Annotated in this window: 15 protein-coding genes; all 15 read right to left on the reverse strand. The window is 68.4% G+C overall.

Annotation, left to right across the window (positions count from 1 at the left end; translation table 11 throughout):
• Positions 1–51: 51 nt before the first annotated feature.
• The 15 genes from H7F30_RS13165 to H7F30_RS13235 all read right to left on the reverse strand — a co-directional run bounded on the left by H7F30_RS13165 (position 52) and on the right by H7F30_RS13235 (position 14,614).
• Positions 52–723 carry a hypothetical protein gene (locus H7F30_RS13165; RefSeq protein WP_187035632.1) on the reverse strand — a complete coding sequence of 224 codons (672 nt, stop codon included), beginning with the start codon at positions 721–723 and terminating at the stop codon, positions 52–54.
• A 154-nt stretch (positions 724–877) separates the two neighbouring features.
• Positions 878–1,483, reverse strand: a complete 606-nt coding sequence (locus H7F30_RS13170) for a class F sortase (protein ID WP_129662797.1) — start codon at positions 1,481–1,483, stop codon at positions 878–880.
• A 2-nt stretch (positions 1,484–1,485) separates the two neighbouring features.
• Positions 1,486–2,997, reverse strand: a complete 1,512-nt coding sequence (gatB, locus tag H7F30_RS13175; RefSeq protein WP_187035634.1) for an Asp-tRNA(Asn)/Glu-tRNA(Gln) amidotransferase subunit GatB — start codon at positions 2,995–2,997, stop codon at positions 1,486–1,488.
• The gene (gene gatA / locus H7F30_RS13180) at positions 2,997–4,505 is read right to left on the reverse strand and encodes an Asp-tRNA(Asn)/Glu-tRNA(Gln) amidotransferase subunit GatA (RefSeq protein WP_187035636.1); all 1,509 of its coding nucleotides are present in this window, start codon (positions 4,503–4,505) and stop codon (positions 2,997–2,999) included. The genes gatB and gatA overlap by 1 nt, the downstream gene beginning before the upstream one ends.
• 22 nt (positions 4,506–4,527) lie before the next feature.
• Positions 4,528–4,824: an Asp-tRNA(Asn)/Glu-tRNA(Gln) amidotransferase subunit GatC gene (gatC, locus tag H7F30_RS13185; protein WP_047311323.1), complete on the reverse strand. Its 297-nt coding sequence runs from the start codon at positions 4,822–4,824 to the stop codon at positions 4,528–4,530.
• A gap of 102 nt (positions 4,825–4,926) precedes the next feature.
• Positions 4,927–5,163 carry a glutaredoxin domain-containing protein gene (locus tag H7F30_RS13190; RefSeq protein ID WP_047311322.1) on the reverse strand — a complete coding sequence of 79 codons (237 nt, stop codon included), beginning with the start codon at positions 5,161–5,163 and terminating at the stop codon, positions 4,927–4,929.
• Complete coding sequence (ligA, locus tag H7F30_RS13195; protein ID WP_187035638.1) at positions 5,160–7,379, reverse strand: NAD-dependent DNA ligase LigA; 2,220 nt, start codon at positions 7,377–7,379, stop codon at positions 5,160–5,162. Before ligA ends, H7F30_RS13190 begins: the two co-directional genes overlap by 4 nt.
• A 54-nt stretch (positions 7,380–7,433) precedes the next feature.
• Positions 7,434–8,483: a methionine synthase gene (locus tag H7F30_RS13200; protein WP_187038062.1), complete on the reverse strand. Its 1,050-nt coding sequence runs from the start codon at positions 8,481–8,483 to the stop codon at positions 7,434–7,436.
• Between the two features lie 2 nt (positions 8,484–8,485).
• Complete coding sequence (gene mnmA / locus H7F30_RS13205) at positions 8,486–9,568, reverse strand: tRNA 2-thiouridine(34) synthase MnmA (protein ID WP_047311319.1); 1,083 nt, start codon at positions 9,566–9,568, stop codon at positions 8,486–8,488.
• The gene (locus tag H7F30_RS13210; RefSeq protein ID WP_370563199.1) at positions 9,568–10,710 is read right to left on the reverse strand and encodes a cysteine desulfurase family protein; all 1,143 of its coding nucleotides are present in this window, start codon (positions 10,708–10,710) and stop codon (positions 9,568–9,570) included. The genes mnmA and H7F30_RS13210 overlap by 1 nt, the downstream gene beginning before the upstream one ends.
• Positions 10,711–10,877: 167 nt before the next feature.
• Positions 10,878–11,834, reverse strand: coding sequence for an electron transfer flavoprotein subunit alpha/FixB family protein (locus tag H7F30_RS13215; RefSeq protein WP_187035642.1), 957 nt, complete (start codon positions 11,832–11,834; stop codon positions 10,878–10,880).
• A gap of 33 nt (positions 11,835–11,867) precedes the next feature.
• Positions 11,868–12,647, reverse strand: coding sequence for an electron transfer flavoprotein subunit beta/FixA family protein (locus H7F30_RS13220; protein WP_118914117.1), 780 nt, complete (start codon positions 12,645–12,647; stop codon positions 11,868–11,870).
• Between the two features lie 113 nt (positions 12,648–12,760).
• Entirely contained in the window at positions 12,761–13,288 is a 528-nt protein-coding gene (locus H7F30_RS13225) for a hypothetical protein (RefSeq protein WP_187035644.1), read from the reverse strand.
• 5 nt (positions 13,289–13,293) lie between these two features.
• A complete protein-coding gene (locus H7F30_RS13230) occupies positions 13,294–14,082 on the reverse strand; it encodes an enoyl-CoA hydratase/isomerase family protein (protein ID WP_187035646.1) in 789 nt (262 codons plus the stop codon).
• Between the two features lie 4 nt (positions 14,083–14,086).
• Positions 14,087–14,614: a hypothetical protein gene (locus H7F30_RS13235; RefSeq protein WP_047311314.1), complete on the reverse strand. Its 528-nt coding sequence runs from the start codon at positions 14,612–14,614 to the stop codon at positions 14,087–14,089.
• Between the last annotated feature and the right edge of the window lies 1 nt (position 14,615).

Below are 14,615 nucleotides of genomic sequence, written 5' to 3' on the forward strand. Positions count from 1 at the left end.
CGAACTCCGGTGGGGCATCACGAGCGTCCGGTTCGGGACGGTGTCAGCGGGTCACTTACGGCCGCGGCGAACGGCGATCGTGCCGCCGGCGGCGACGATCGCGAACGCACCGAGACCCGCGGCCAGAGCGGCCGTGTTGTCCGACTGCGGTGCGACGCGGTCGGTCTCGACCTTCGGGCCGGCCGTCGAGGTCGGGGCCGACGAGGTCGGCATCGGCGACGTGGTCGTCGAGGTCGGCGACGTGGTCGTCGTCGTGCTCGTCGGGGACGGCGACGTCGACGTCGGAACGGGCTCAGCCGTCGGCGTACCGGCCGAAGCCCAGTTCATGACGGGCTGCGTCGTCGGCAGACCGGCGCAGGACGTGGGGACCTTGCCCGAGACGTTGAACGACGAGCCCGTGGTCGAGCCGGCGGCGTGGACCGTGATCGAGCGACCCGGAACGCGCGTCAGCGACTTGATCGAGCCACCCGAGGTGTAGGGGCTGACGTTCGTGCGCTCGAGCGGGCGGTAGCCCGACGCGGTGAACGTGACCTTGGCCTCGGTCTTGTTCAGCGTGCGGTAGCTGAACGAGAAGTTGGGGGTGCCGTTGTCGCACCAGTACTGCATGTTCGTGTACTGGAAGTTGCCGCTGATGCTCGTCCGGAACGCCGCCTGCGACGGGGCTGCGGTCGTGGCGACCATGGCGCCGACTCCGACCAGAGCAAGGCCTGCGAACTTCTTCATCGTGTCGTCCCTCTCGTGTGATTTTCCCGATCGGCGGAACGCCCTGGTCGGGGCTTCACACCCACACGACCGAGACTCCCTCCCCGCCTCACATCGAGGCTAGAGCACATTCAGGGATCACACAGCAATACCCGGGGGTAATTTTAAGGAACGGTCAGTTAACAGGTTTCGTCCACACGACGAAGTTGTTGACGTGGTGCACTCCGACGAGTTCGGAGGCCGAATCGCAGGTGATGAGGGCGAGCACCGGCGTCTTCGAGGAGCCCCACACACTCTGGTCGTGGCGCAGTTCCTCCTTGTCGACCGACTTGACTCGGGTGACCTGGAACTTCTGCGACGACGTGTCGGCAAAGCGGACGGTGAGGCGCTGCCCCACTTTGACCTCGGGCAGTTTGGCGAAGACGTCGGGGCCGTTGAACGTCACGTGCCCCGCGATGACCGAGATGCCGACCTGCCCTGGGCTGACCGTGGCGTTGTACCACTGCGTCACACCCGGGGGCGGCGAGATCTCGCCGCTCTTGGTCAGGCCCATACCCGTGACCTTGCGGTCGAAGCCGATGGACGGGATCGCGAGCGACACGGGCACGCTGCCGCCCCCCTTGGGTGCAGTCGCCGTCGGAGCAGGTGTCGTTGTCGGCGCCTGTGCCGTTTCGACGTCGCTCGCTTCATCGTCGAAGTCACGTTTGCGTGAACAACCGGCCACGCCGAGCAGACCGACCCCGGCCAACGTCAGCGCGCTGCGGCGGCCCACCTCGTTCATCGTCAGGCCTGGCCCAGCTGTTCGAGGATGATGGAACGCGCCTTGGCCGCGTCGGCCTGGCCCTTCATCTCCTTCATCACCTGACCGATGAGCGCACCAGCGGCCTGAACCTTGCCGTCGCGGACCTTCTGTGCGACGTCCGGGTTGGCCTCGATGACCTTCGTCACTGCGGCCTCCAGCGCACCGTCGTCCTGCACGAGTTCGAGACCGCGGGCGTCCGCAACCTCGGTCGGAGTACCTTCGCCGGCGAGGACGCCCTCGAGCGTCTGACGCGCCATCGAGTCGTTGAGACGACCGGACTTCACGAGCCCGTCGAGCTCAGCGATCGTCTTCGGCGTGACGTGACGCTGGGCAGCGAACTCGACAAAGGGTTCACCGGCCTTGTTGGCCAGGCGGGCGATCTCGCCCGTCCACCACTTGCGCGCGCCCGCGGCACTCGCACCCGCCGCGATGGTCTCCTCGATCGTCTCGACCGCGCCCGCGTTGTAGACGTCGCGCATCTCGAGGTCGGAGAAGCCCCACTCGCCCTGTAGACGCTTGCGGCGCTCGGCGGGCGGCTCGGGCAGTGTGGCGCGCAGCTGCTCGACGAGCTCACGGCTCGGAGCGACCGGCACGAGATCGGGCTCCGGGAAGTAGCGGTAGTCGTCGGCGTCCGACTTCGGGCGACCGGACGTCGTGACGCCGGTGTCCTCGTGCCAGTGACGCGTCTCCTGCAGGATCGATCCGCCCTCGTTGAGGACGGCCGCGTGGCGCGTGATCTCGTAGCGCACCGCTCGCTCGACCGAGCGCAGCGAGTTGACGTTCTTGGTCTCCGTGCGGGTACCGAACTTCTCGGCGCCCTTCGGCATGAGCGAGACGTTCGCGTCGCAACGCATCGAGCCCTGCTCCATGCGGGCGTCGGACACGTCGAGCGCACGCATCAGTTCGCGCAGCGCACCGACGTAGGCCTTCGCGATCTCGGGCGCGCGCTCCCCCGCACCCACGAGCGGCTTGGTGACGATCTCGATGAGCGGGATGCCGGCACGGTTGTAGTCGAGCAGCGAGTGATCGGCGCCGTGGATGCGACCCGTGGCACCGCCGACGTGCAGCGACTTACCCGTGTCCTCCTCCATGTGCGCACGCTCGATCTCGACACGCCACGGCGTACCGTCCTCGAGTTCGACGTCGAGGTAACCCTCGAAGGCGATGGGCTCGTCGTACTGCGAGGTCTGGAAGTTCTTCGGCATGTCCGGGTAGAAGTAGTTCTTCCGGGCGAAGCGGCACCACTCGGCGATCTCGCAGTTGAGCGCGAGGCCGATGCGGATGGCGGACTCCACGCCCTTCGCGTTGACCACCGGCAGTGCGCCGGGCAGGCCCAGGCAGACCGGGCAGGTCTGAGTGTTCGGCTCGGCGCCGAACTCGGTGGCACAGCCGCAGAACATCTTCGTCTCGGTGTTCAGCTCGACGTGCACCTCGAGACCCATGACGGGGTCGTACGTGGCAATCGCCTCGTCGTAGTCGACAACGGCATCCATCAGTTGTTCTCCTTCAGTGCCGGTGCCTGCGCGAGGAGTGGTGCGCCCCACTTCTCTTCGAGTGCGCGCTCGAGCGCGGCACCGACGCCGTACATGCGCTCGTCCTTCGTTGCCGGGGCGAGAATCTGGAAGCCGACCGGAAGGCCGTCGTCCGAGAGGCCCGCAGGCAGCGACATACCGGGCAGACCGGCGAGGTTTGCCGGGATGGTGGCGACGTCGTTGAGGTACATCGCCATCGGGTCCTCGAGCTTCTCGCCCAGCTTGAACGCGGTGGTGGGGCTCGTGGGGCTGACGAGCACGTCGGCCGACTCGAAGGCACGGGCGAAGTCGCGCGCGATGAGCGTGCGCACCTTCTGCGCCTGCCCGTAGTACGCGTCGTAGTAGCCGCTCGAGAGGGCGTAGGTGCCCAGGATGATGCGGCGCTTGACCTCGTTGCCGAAGCCCGCCTCACGCGAAGCGGCCATGACCTGCTCGGCCGAGGGTGCGTCGACCCCCTCAGGCGCGACGCGCAGGCCATAGCGCATGGCGTCGAACTTGGCCAGGTTCGAACTGACTTCCGACGGCATGACGAGGTAGTAGGCAGCGAGCGCCTGCTCGAAGCTCGGGCAGGAGACGGTGACGACCTCGGCGCCGGCGTCGGTGAGCGCGGCGACGGCCTCGTCGAAGCGGGCCTTGACGCCAGGCTGGTACCCCTCGCCGTCGAGCTGGGAGATGATGCCGATCTTCATGCCCTTGACGTCACCGCGACGGGCCGCGTCGACGACCGGCGGCACCGGAGCATCGATCGAGGTGGAGTCCATGGGGTCGTGACCGGCCATGACCTCGTGGAAGAGCGCTGTGTCGAGGACGGAGCGCGTGCACGGGCCCGCCTGGTCGAGCGAGCTCGCCATCGCGATGAGGCCGTAGCGGCTGATGCCGCCGTACGTCGGCTTCGAGCCGACGGTGCCCGTCACCGAAGCGGGCTGACGGATCGAACCACCGGTGTCGGTACCGACGGCCAGCGGCGCCTCGAAGGCGGCGACAGCCGCGGCGGAGCCACCGCCGGAACCACCCGGGATGCGCTCGAGATCCCACGGGTTGTGCGTGGGGCCGTAGGCGCTGTGCTCGGTGGAACTGCCCATCGCGAACTCGTCCATGTTCGTCTTTCCGAGCAGCGGCATACCCGCTGCACGAAGGCGCGTGACGAGGGTGGCGTCGTACGGGGGCACCCAGCCCTCGAGGATCTTCGAACCGGCCGTCGTGGGCTGGCCCTTCGTCGTGACGACGTCCTTGACGGCCACCGGCACGCCGGCAAGTGCGTGCACCGGCTTGCCCGCGCTGCGGTCTTCGTCGACCTGCTTCGCCGCGGCGAGCGCCTCGGAGGTGTTGACGTGGAGGAAGGCGTGCACGTCACCGTCGACGGCAGCGATGCGGTCGAGGTGGGCCTGCGTCAGCTCCACGGCGCTGACGGAACCGTCGGCGAGCCGGGCCGCCATGTCGGCGGCGCTGAGGCGGATGATGTCGCTCAAAATCGAACCTTTGCTCGTCGTGTCAGTCTTCGCTGAGGATGCGCGGCACCAAGAAGCGCTGCTGCTCGCTCGCGGGGGCGCCCGACAGCGCCTCGTCCGCGGTGAGCGACGGGCGTACCTCGTCCGGTCGCGTCACGTTCGTCAGGGGCAACGGGTGCGACATGGGCGGGATGTCGTCGGCCGCGGCCTCGTTGACACTGGCCACGAAGCCGACGATGGAGTCGAGCTGCCCGGCGAAGGTGTCGAGTTCCTCGTCCGACAGGTGGATGCGCGCCAGGCCTGCGACGTGCGCGACCTCGTCACGGGAGAGAGAAGACATGAGCCTCATTCTAGGTGGTTGTCGTGCGTGGAATCGGCCCGGTGCCGCCGGGCGTTCGGCTCGTGAAGCCAGGCGCCGACGGCGGGCCGAGCCGGGCGGTCGTCAGCCCTTGAGAGCACGCGCCACGAGCGCGGGGTCGGGGTTGGTGTGGGGGCGGCCGTCGATGACGACGGTGGGCACGACCTCGTTGCCGTCGTTGACCATGGCGACGAACTCGCGGGCCTCGTCGTCCTCCCAGATGTTGCGCCAGGTGGCCTTGTTCCTGCTCGCGCCGAGGGCGTTCTCCAGGCGCATGCAGAACACGCAGCCGGGGCGCCAGTAGATCGTCACGTCACTCATGCGTCGTCCTTCTCGTAGGTCGTGTTGTCGTTGTCGGCGATGGGCTGCGCGGTGGCGGCGTCCGCATCGTCATCGGTGTCGTCGACGCCATCACCCAGAGCTGCGGGACCGCCCTCGAGCAGAATCTTGAACTGCTCCTCGTCGAGGATGCGCAGGCCCAACTCCTCCGCCTTCGTCGCCTTGGAGCCGGCGTTGGCTCCGAGAACGACGTAGTCGGTCTTCTTGCTCACGCTTCCGGAGGCCTTGCCGCCGCGCGCGATGATGGCCTCCTTGACGCCGTCACGCGTGAAGTCGTCGAGGGAACCGGTGGCGACGATGGTGAGACCGTCGAGCGTCTTCGTGATCGACGCGTCGGTCTCGTCCTCCATGCGCACGCCGCTCGTCGCCCACGACGCGACGATGTTCTCGTGCCAGTCGACGCCGAACCATTCCTTCACGGAGCGGGCGATGACGGAGCCCACGCCGTCGGTAGCTGCGAGCGCCTCCTCGTCGGCCCCACGGATGGCGTCGATCGAGCCGAACTGCGTAGCCAGTGCGCGGGCGGCCGTCGGGCCGACGTGCCGGATCGACAGGGCGACGATGACCCGCCAGAGCGGCTGGCCCTTCGCCTTCTCGAGGTTGTCGAGGAGCTTGAGCCCCGTGGCGGAGACGACGCGCCCGTCGCGCACCTTCTCCTCGGGGTCGTTCTTCTTCGCGGCCCGCGTGTAGATGCCTACCCGCGCAATGTCGTCGTAGGTGAGGTCGAAGAGGGTGGACTCGTCGGTGAGCACGCCCGACTCGAGCAGCGCGATGGAGCCCTCCCACCCGAGCGCCTCGATGTCGAACGCACCGCGACCGGCGAGGGAGAAGAGCCGCTCGCGCAACTGCGACGGGCAGGTGCGCGCGTTCGGACAGCGGATGTCCTTGTTGCCCTCACGCTCGTAGGCGAGCTCCGTGCCGCACGACGGGCAGTGCGTGGGCATGACGAATTCACGCTCGTCACCGGTACGCGCTTCGACGACCGGCCCGACGATTTCGGGGATGACGTCCCCTGCCTTGCGCAGGACGACCGTGTCGCCGATGAGAACCCCCTTGCGCTTCACCTCGAACGCGTTGTGGAGGGTGGCCATCTCGACGGTCGAGCCCGCCACGGTGACCGGCTCCATGACGCCGAACGGCGTGACGCGACCGGTGCGCCCGACGTTGACGGCGATGTCGAGGAGTTTCGTGTTGACCTCCTCGGGCGGGTACTTGTACGCGATGGCCCAGCGCGGCGCACGCGAGGTGTTGCCCAGCTGACGCTGCACGGCGACCTCGTCGACCTTGACGACGACTCCGTCGATCTCGTGCTCGACGGAGTGACGCTGCTCGCCACCGTAAGCCGCGACGAACTCCTGCACCTGCTCCATCGTGTCGAGCACCTTGGCGTAGGGCGACGTCGGCAGACCCCATGCGGCGAGCAGTTCGTAGGCCTCGCTCTGACGTGTGATGTCGAAACCGGTGCGTGCGCCGATGCCGTGCACGAGCATCCGCAACGGCCGTCGTGCCGTCTTCGCCGGGTCCTTCTGCCGCAGGGATCCGGCAGCCGCGTTTCGCGGGTTCGCGAACGGCGACTTCCCCTCCTCGACGAGGCCCTCGTTGAGCTTTTCGAATGCCGCGACGGGGAAGAACACCTCACCGCGGATCTCGACGAGCGCCGGCACGTCGTCACCCGTGAGTTCGTGCGGGATGCCGTCGATCGTGCGGACGTTGAGCGTGACGTCCTCACCGGTGCGTCCGTCACCGCGGGTCACGCCGCGCACGAGTTTGCCGTTCTCGTAGAGCAGGTTGATGGCGAGGCCGTCGATCTTGAGTTCACACAGGTAGTGGTAGGTGGTGTTCGCCTCTCGGGCGACGCGCTCACCCCACTCGGCCAGTTCCTCGGGGCTGAACGCGTTGTCGAGCGAGAGCATCCGTTCGACGTGGTCGACGGGGGTGAACTCCGTGGAGTAGGTGCCCCCGACACGCTGGGTCGGGCTCTGCGGTGAACGCAGTTCGGGGTGTTCGTCCTCGATCTGCTGCAGCTCACGAAGGAGCGCGTCGTAGGCGCCGTCGCTGACGGTCGGAGCGTCCTTGACGTAGTACGCGAACTGGTGGGCGTCGATCTGCTCGGTCAGCTCGGCTGCGCGCCGACGCACCTCGTCGGGCACCTCACTGCGCAGGGCGTCGGGAGCCTGTTTCGTCGTCTTCTCGCTCACGGGTCAATCCTGCCTCATGTCACCGACAGGGGCCGGAACGGCGGGGCGTGATGCTCAGTCGGACGTGTCGGCGAGCATCTGGACCGCCTCGACGGCCAGGCGCTGCACCGTGACGGCCTGCTTCGGCGCCAAGCCGGCGAGGCCGCACGCAGGGGTGACGACGATGCGGTCGTACTCGCCCGCGCCGAAGCCAATGCGGCGCCACATCCGCTCGAAGGCCTCGACATGGGCGCGCGGGTGGCGCTCGGCCGCCGACGTCGGAACGAGCCCGGCCCAGAGCGTCAGACCGGAGTCGATCGCCTCGCCCAGCGGCTCGAAGGCCGCCTCCGTGAGCAACGACGTGTCGAGGGACACTCCGTCGACGCCGAGGCGGTGCAGCAGCGACACCGGTACGTCCGGCGCGCACGAGTGCACGACCACCTGAGCGCCCGCTGCTTTCACCGTGTCAACGACGTGGCCGAGAACATCACGCGCTTCACCTTCGTCGATGCGTCGAAGGCGCCCCACGCCCGAAAGGGTCTTGAGCCCGCCGGACAGCACGGCCGGAAGGGACGGTTCGTCGAGTTGGACGATCGGCGACGCACCGGGCACGAGTGTTCGAACGTGCTCGAGGTGAGCAGCGAGTCCCGCCGCCAGAGACTGCCCGAGATCGCGGGTCGCCCCGTGGTCGCTGAGAACGCGGTCACCGCGCGGCAGCCACAGCGAAGCGGCGAGCGTCCAAGGTCCGACCACCTGAGTCTTGAGCGGTCCGGTGTAACCGTCGTAGGCCTCGGCCACCTCGTCGAGGTCTTCGCCCAGGTATCCCCCGGCGCGGCGCAGGTCGCGGCTGCGCGACGATCCGGGAGGCGTCAGTCGCCACCCGCTCGGCTGGAGGTCGGCGGACATCTCGACGAGCAGATCGGCGCCGCGCCCGATCATGTCCGCGCCGGGCCCACGGGTGGACTGCTCGGGCACGTACGGGATGCCGGTGCCGTCGGGAACGTCGCCGACGAGAAGATCACGCACTGCGCGTACCGCGTCGCGTGCACCCATCTCGGGCAACGAACCGACACCGCTCGCGCGAGGCCCCACCGTCTCGCGCGCGCTGCCCTGCGTCGCCCTCATCGTCATCGAGGTGCCCGGGAGGTCGCCGTGATCGTGGCCGACCCGACGACGCGCGTGCCCTCGTAGAGCACGACCGACTGTCCTGGAGCCACACCACGGGTGCGCTCGTCGAGACGGACGGTGACGCGCTCCCCGTCAGCGCTGACCCACGCGGGAAACTCCTCGCCGTGGGCGCGCAGCTGCGCTCCGAGACGCACCTCACCGCTGGGCGGCGGGCCCGGCCAGCGCGCGTGCTCGGCCTCGATGACGTCGACGCCGAGCAGGTCGGCCGTGCCGACCACGACCGTGTTCGTCTTCGGCTGGACATCGACGACGTACCGCTTGGCGTGGTCCTCACGCGGCACCTTGAGGCCGAGGCCACGACGCTGACCGACGGTGAAGCCGTAGGCACCGTCGTGCCGGCCGACCACCTCGCCGTCGCTGTCGACGATGTCGCCGGGCTGCTTGCCGAGACGCTTCGCGAGGTAACCCTGCGTGTCGCCGTCGGCGATGAAGCAGATGTCGTGGCTGTCCGGCTTGTTGGCAACGTAGAAGCCCTTGGAGGCGGCCTCCTCGCGGATCTGCGGCTTCGTCGTGTCACCGAGCGGGAAGAACGAGTGCGCGAGCTGATCGGCGTCGAGCACACCCAGCACGTACGACTGGTCCTTCGCCATGTCGACGGCGCGGTGCAGTTCGCGACCGTTCGGACCCTCGACGATCTGCGCGTAGTGGCCCGTCGCGACGGCGTCGAAGCCAAGAGCCAAAGCCTTGTCGAGCAGGGCGGCGAACTTGATCTTCTCGTTGCAGCGCAGGCACGGGTTGGGGGTGCGGCCCGCCTCGTACTCGGCGACGAAGTCCTCGACGACGTCGGCCTTGAACCGCTCGGCCATGTCCCACACGTAGAACGGGATGCCGAGCTTGTCGGCGACGCGGCGCGCGTCACCGGCGTCCTCGATCGTGCAGCAGCCGCGCGCACTCTCACGGAGCGTCGCGGCGGACTGGGAGAGAGCGAGGTGCACGCCGACGACCTCGTGTCCGGCCTCGAGCATGCGCGAGGCGGCGACGGCCGAGTCGACTCCCCCGCTCATTGCAGCGACGACGCGCATCACGACACCTTCCGGGTTGCTTCCTGGGCACGGCGGGCGCGCTCGGCGACCGCCGGCAGCTCCCGCAGGAAGGCGTCAACGTCGTCATCGGTCGATGTATGCCCGAGCGTGAGTCGCAGCGCCCCGCGAGCCTGCTCCTCGGGGATACCCATGGCCAGCAGGACGTGGCTCGGGCGCGGCACGCCGGCCTGGCAGGCCGAACCGGTGGAGCACTCGACGCCCGCCGCGTCGAGGAGGTAGAGCATCGAGTCGCCGTCGCAGCCGGGCACGCGCAAGTGGGCGTTGCCCGGCAGACGACGCTCCACGTCGCCCGCCTCGTAGAAGCCGCTCACCGAGACGCCGAGGTCGAGTGCGAGCGCACCCTCGACGAGTCGATCACGCAGCTTCGCGAGGCGCGCGGCCTCACCCTCACGCGTGGCGCAGGACTTCTCGACGGCCTCAGCGAGGCCGAGGATGCCTGCGACGTCCAGGGTGCCGCTGCGCACCTGACGCTCCTGCCCGCCGCCGTGCGTCAACGGATCGAGCCGTGCGTCGCGCGCCAGGAGTAGCGCGCCGACGCCCTGGGGACCGCCGACCTTGTGACCGCTCAGGGCGAGCATCGTGGCACCGGAGGCGCCGAAGTCGACGCCGAGGTGACCCACGGCCTGCACCGCGTCGGTGTGGAACGGGATGCCGAACTTCGCACAGACGGCGCCGATCTCGGCGATGGGCTGCACCGTGCCGACCTCGTTGTTCGCCCACATGACGCTGACGAGGGCGACCGTGCCCGCTCCCCCGTCGGCTTCGAGCGCCGTGCGGACGGCATGCGCTGTGACGACCCCGTCAGCGTCGGGCTCCACCCACGTGACGCGGGCGTCCTCGGTCGCGACGAGTGCCTCGACAGCGTCGAGCACGGCATGGTGTTCGATGCCGCTCACAATGAGTCGGTCACGGGCGGCGTCGATGCGGCGCGTGGCGCGGTAGGTGCCCTTGATCGCGAGGTTGTCGCCCTCGGTGCCACCGGAGGTGAAGATCACCTCGGACGGACGAGCTCCGAGGGCAGCTGCGATGCGCTCCCGCGATTCCTCGACGACGCTGCGGGCGTTGCGGCCACTCGTGTGCAGGCTCGAGGCGTTGCCCACGACGGCCATCTGCTTCGCCATCGCTTCGATGACCTCGGCGTAGATCGGCGAGGTGGCGGCATGGTCGAGGTAGACGCGGTTCGGCACCGTACAAGTTTAGGCCTCGGCGCAAATGGGCCCAATCACGCGAGAGCGCCCGGATCCCTTTCGAGGGGGACCGGGCGCTCTCGGTGAGAACGATCAGACGATCAGTTCTTGGCTTCCTTGACCGCGTCCGTGGCCTGCGGGAGCACGTTGAACAGGTCGCCGACGACGCCGAAGTCGACGAGCTCGAAGATCGGCGCCTCCTCGTCCTTGTTGATGGCGACGATCGTCTTCGACGTCTGCATACCGGCGCGGTGCTGGATGGCACCGGAGATACCCGCCGCGACGTACAGCTGCGGCGAGACCTGCTTACCGGTCTGACCGACCTGGTTCGTGTGCGGGTACCAGCCGGCGTCGACGGCGGCGCGGGAGGCACCGACGGCAGCACCGAGAACGTCGGCGAGCGCCTCGACCGGCGAGAAGTCACCGTTCGTACCGCGACCACCGGAGACGACGATCGGAGCCTCGGTGAGCTCGGGGCGACCCGACTTCTCCTTCTCCTTGCGCTCGGTGATCTTGGCGCCCTTGGCGGCGTCGGAGACCGAGACGTCGACCGTGACCGGCGCGGCCTGGGCCTGCGAGGCCTGCGGCGGCGTCGAGTTTGGCTTCACCGTGATGATCGACAGGCCCGTCGTGGCCTGCGACTTCAGGGTCCAGGAACCGGCGAAGACCGACTGCGTCGTGACCGGGGCGTCACCGTCGCCGGCCTCGACGTTCGCGGCATCCGTCGTCAGACCGGAGTTGGTCTTGACGGCGAGGCGCGCGGCGGCCTCGTTGTTCGTGCCCGAGGAGGGCAGGAGGATCGCGGACGGCGAGGCCTGCTCGACGACGGCGGCGAGCGCCTCGGCGAGCGGAGCCGGGTGACCGTCGAGGTCACCGTTGTCGACGACGTAGACCTTCTCGGCGCCGAACTGGGCCAGACGCGGACGAGCGGCGTCGACGTTCGAGCCGACGAAGACGGCGGACGGCGTGCCGATGCGACGAGCGAGCGTCAGCAGTTCGGCGGTCACCTTGCGGACCTGGCCATCGACGTGGTCGACCAGGACGAGAACTTCAGCCATGGTGTGTTTCTCCTAAGTCAGTGGGGTCGATGATCAGATGAGCTTCTGACCGGCGAGGAACTCGACGAGCTTCTTGCCGCCGTCGCCCTCGTCGGTGATGACCTCGCCCTGCTCACGCGGCGGGCGCTTGGTCGTGTCGAGCACCTTCGTCGAGGCGTTGTCGAGACCGACCTGGCCGGCGTCGACACCGAGGTCGCCGAGGCTCATCTCCTCGACCGGCTTCTTCTTCGCGGCCATGATGCCCTTGAAGGACGGGTAGCGCGGCTCGTTGATCTGGTCGGTGACCGAGACGACGGCCGGGATCGAGGCGACGAGCGTCTCGGAGGCGACGTCCGAGTCACGGCGACCGGTGACGTTGCCGTCGGCGACCTCGAGGGTGGAGACCTGCGTGACCTGCGGCAGGCCGAGGCGCTCGGCGACCATGGCCGGAACAACGCTCATGCCACCGTCGGTGGAGGCCAGACCGAACAGGACGATGTCGGGCTGACCGACCTTCTTGATGGCCTCGGCGAGGATGAGTGACGTCGCGAGGGCGTCGGAGCCGGCGATGGCGTCGTCGCTGACGTGGACGGCCTTGTCGGCGCCCATCTGCAGAGCCTTCTTCACGGCGTCCACGGCATCGGCCGGGCCGACGGTGAGCGCGGTGACCTCGCCGCCCTCGGCCTCCGTGATCTTCAGCGCAGCTTCGACCGCGTACTCGTCGAGCTCCGAGAGGAGACCGTCGACGTTCTCGCGGTCGGTGGTGTTGTCATCGGAGAACCCGCGCTCGCCCTGAGCGTCGGGAACGTGCTTGACACAGACGACGATGTTCATGCGTCTACCGTCCTTTTCGTAGGAGCTTGGTCCGTCTCGCGACACGTTACCCATCAGTAACGTGATCGTCGAGTCCTGGGTTGAGGTGATTTTGGTGACTGAGACCTGTGGCCTCAGCCGTGCGTCAGCTTCACGACGAGCATGCCGACGAGGGTGAGCGCGACGATGATCCACGGCAGGAGCCGGTTGAGCAGAGTCGAGCCCGCGTCGGCCCGGCCCTGTGTGAAGTCAGCGTGACGCCCGAGAACGGTGTCACCGACCGCCGCGGCAACCGCGATGATGAGGCCGAGAACGAACCAGATCGTGGGGTTCGCGCCCCAGACCTTCGTCGCGTCGGTCACCATGCCGGTCCAGCCGAGCAGAGCGAAGAACATGCCGACGAGGCCGGCGATCGCCAGCAGCAGCGCTCGGGTGCGGGAAAGGCCCGCCTCGCGTGCCGTCATGGGCTCGGACACAGGGATTTCCTTTCCGTAGGCGACCGGGTCTCCGAAGAGCTCCTTCGCCGTGGCGTTCTCACGGATGCAGGCCTCGTCCACCTCGCCGAGCGCGGCGTCGCAGGCCTGCGGGGAGGCGCCGCGAGCGCGCAGGGCCTCGAGAAAAGGCTCCTGCCACTCACGCTCGACCTTCCATTGCTTGATCATCGCCGTCAGCGACCCTCGAAGCGGGCCTTGCCCGGCCCGTGCTCGACGAACGACGCCATACCGATTTCGCGGTCCTTCGTGGCGAAGAGACCGGCGAAGAGCTGCGACTCCGTGGCCAGGCCTGTGGCGAGGTCGACGTCGGCGCTGCGGTTGATCAGTTCCTTCGCGAAGCGCAGCGCGATCCGCGGCATCTTCGCGTAGGTACGAGCACGCTCGAGGGCCGCCTCGTACGCCGTGCCGGCGTCGACGAGCTCGTCCACGAGGCCGATCTCGAGGGCCTCGTCTGCCTTGACGAAGCGGCCGCTGAAGACGAGGTCCTTCGCCTTGGACTGCCCGACGAGCCGGACGAGGCGCTGCGTACCGCCGGCACCCGGGATGAGGCCGAGGAGGATCTCGGGCTGGCCGAGCGTGGCCTCCTTGGAGGCAACGCGGAAGTCGCACGTCATGGCCAGTTCGCAGCCGCCGCCGAGGGCGTACCCCTCGATGGCGGCGATCGTCGGGATCGGCAGTTCCGCCAGGGCGCGGTAGGCGTCCTGGATGAGGTGCGCGCGCTCGACCATGTCGACGTAGTCGAACGCCTGCATCTCCTTAATGTCGGCGCCGGCTGCGAAGACCTTGTCGCCGCCGGTGATGATCGCGGCGCGCACGCTCTCGTCGGCACCGATGTCGGCCGCGGCGCGCCCCAGGCTCTCCTGGACGTCAGCATCGATCGGGTTCATCTTCGGTCGGTCGAGGCGGATCGTGGCGATGCCGTCCTCGATCGTGACCTTGATCCACTGGCCGTACTCGCTCATGCGATCAGGCCTCCGGCGTGGGCTGCTCGCCGTCCGTCTGCGCGAACGCGGGCACGCCACCCTCGGCCGCGTGCGGGCCGTCGGAGTTGACGCTCTGGTGCCACAGCTGGGTGGCCTGCAGGATCATCTGCGTCGTCGAGGGAAGAACCATCTGCAGGTCGAGGTCCGGCGTGACGAGGTGCTCACCGGAGACAACGACCATGTCGCGGGCGATGCCGACCTTGACGATGTTGAGGCTGAGCGTGACGTCGTTGGCCGCGTTGAGGCGCTTGGCGAGGTCGGACGTGATGTCGTCCGTGATCTGCCACTGGCCGAAGAGGCGGACGAGGTCGATCTCGCCCTCCATGACGCGCACGAAGAGGTTTTGGTCCTCGACCGTGTACATGACGTCGCCGTCGGAGTCGATCTGCGGGTTGAAGCCGAAGCCGTTCAGCACACCGACGACCTTGTCGGTGAGGGATGCGGACGCGCCGTCACCACCGGCTGCGGGGGTGGGCTGGCCGAAGTTCGGAAGCGCTGTGGGATCAGTCATA

The organism is Dermacoccus sp. PAMC28757, assembly GCF_014302635.1.
Lineage (GTDB): Bacteria > Actinomycetota > Actinomycetes > Actinomycetales > Dermatophilaceae > Dermacoccus > Dermacoccus abyssi.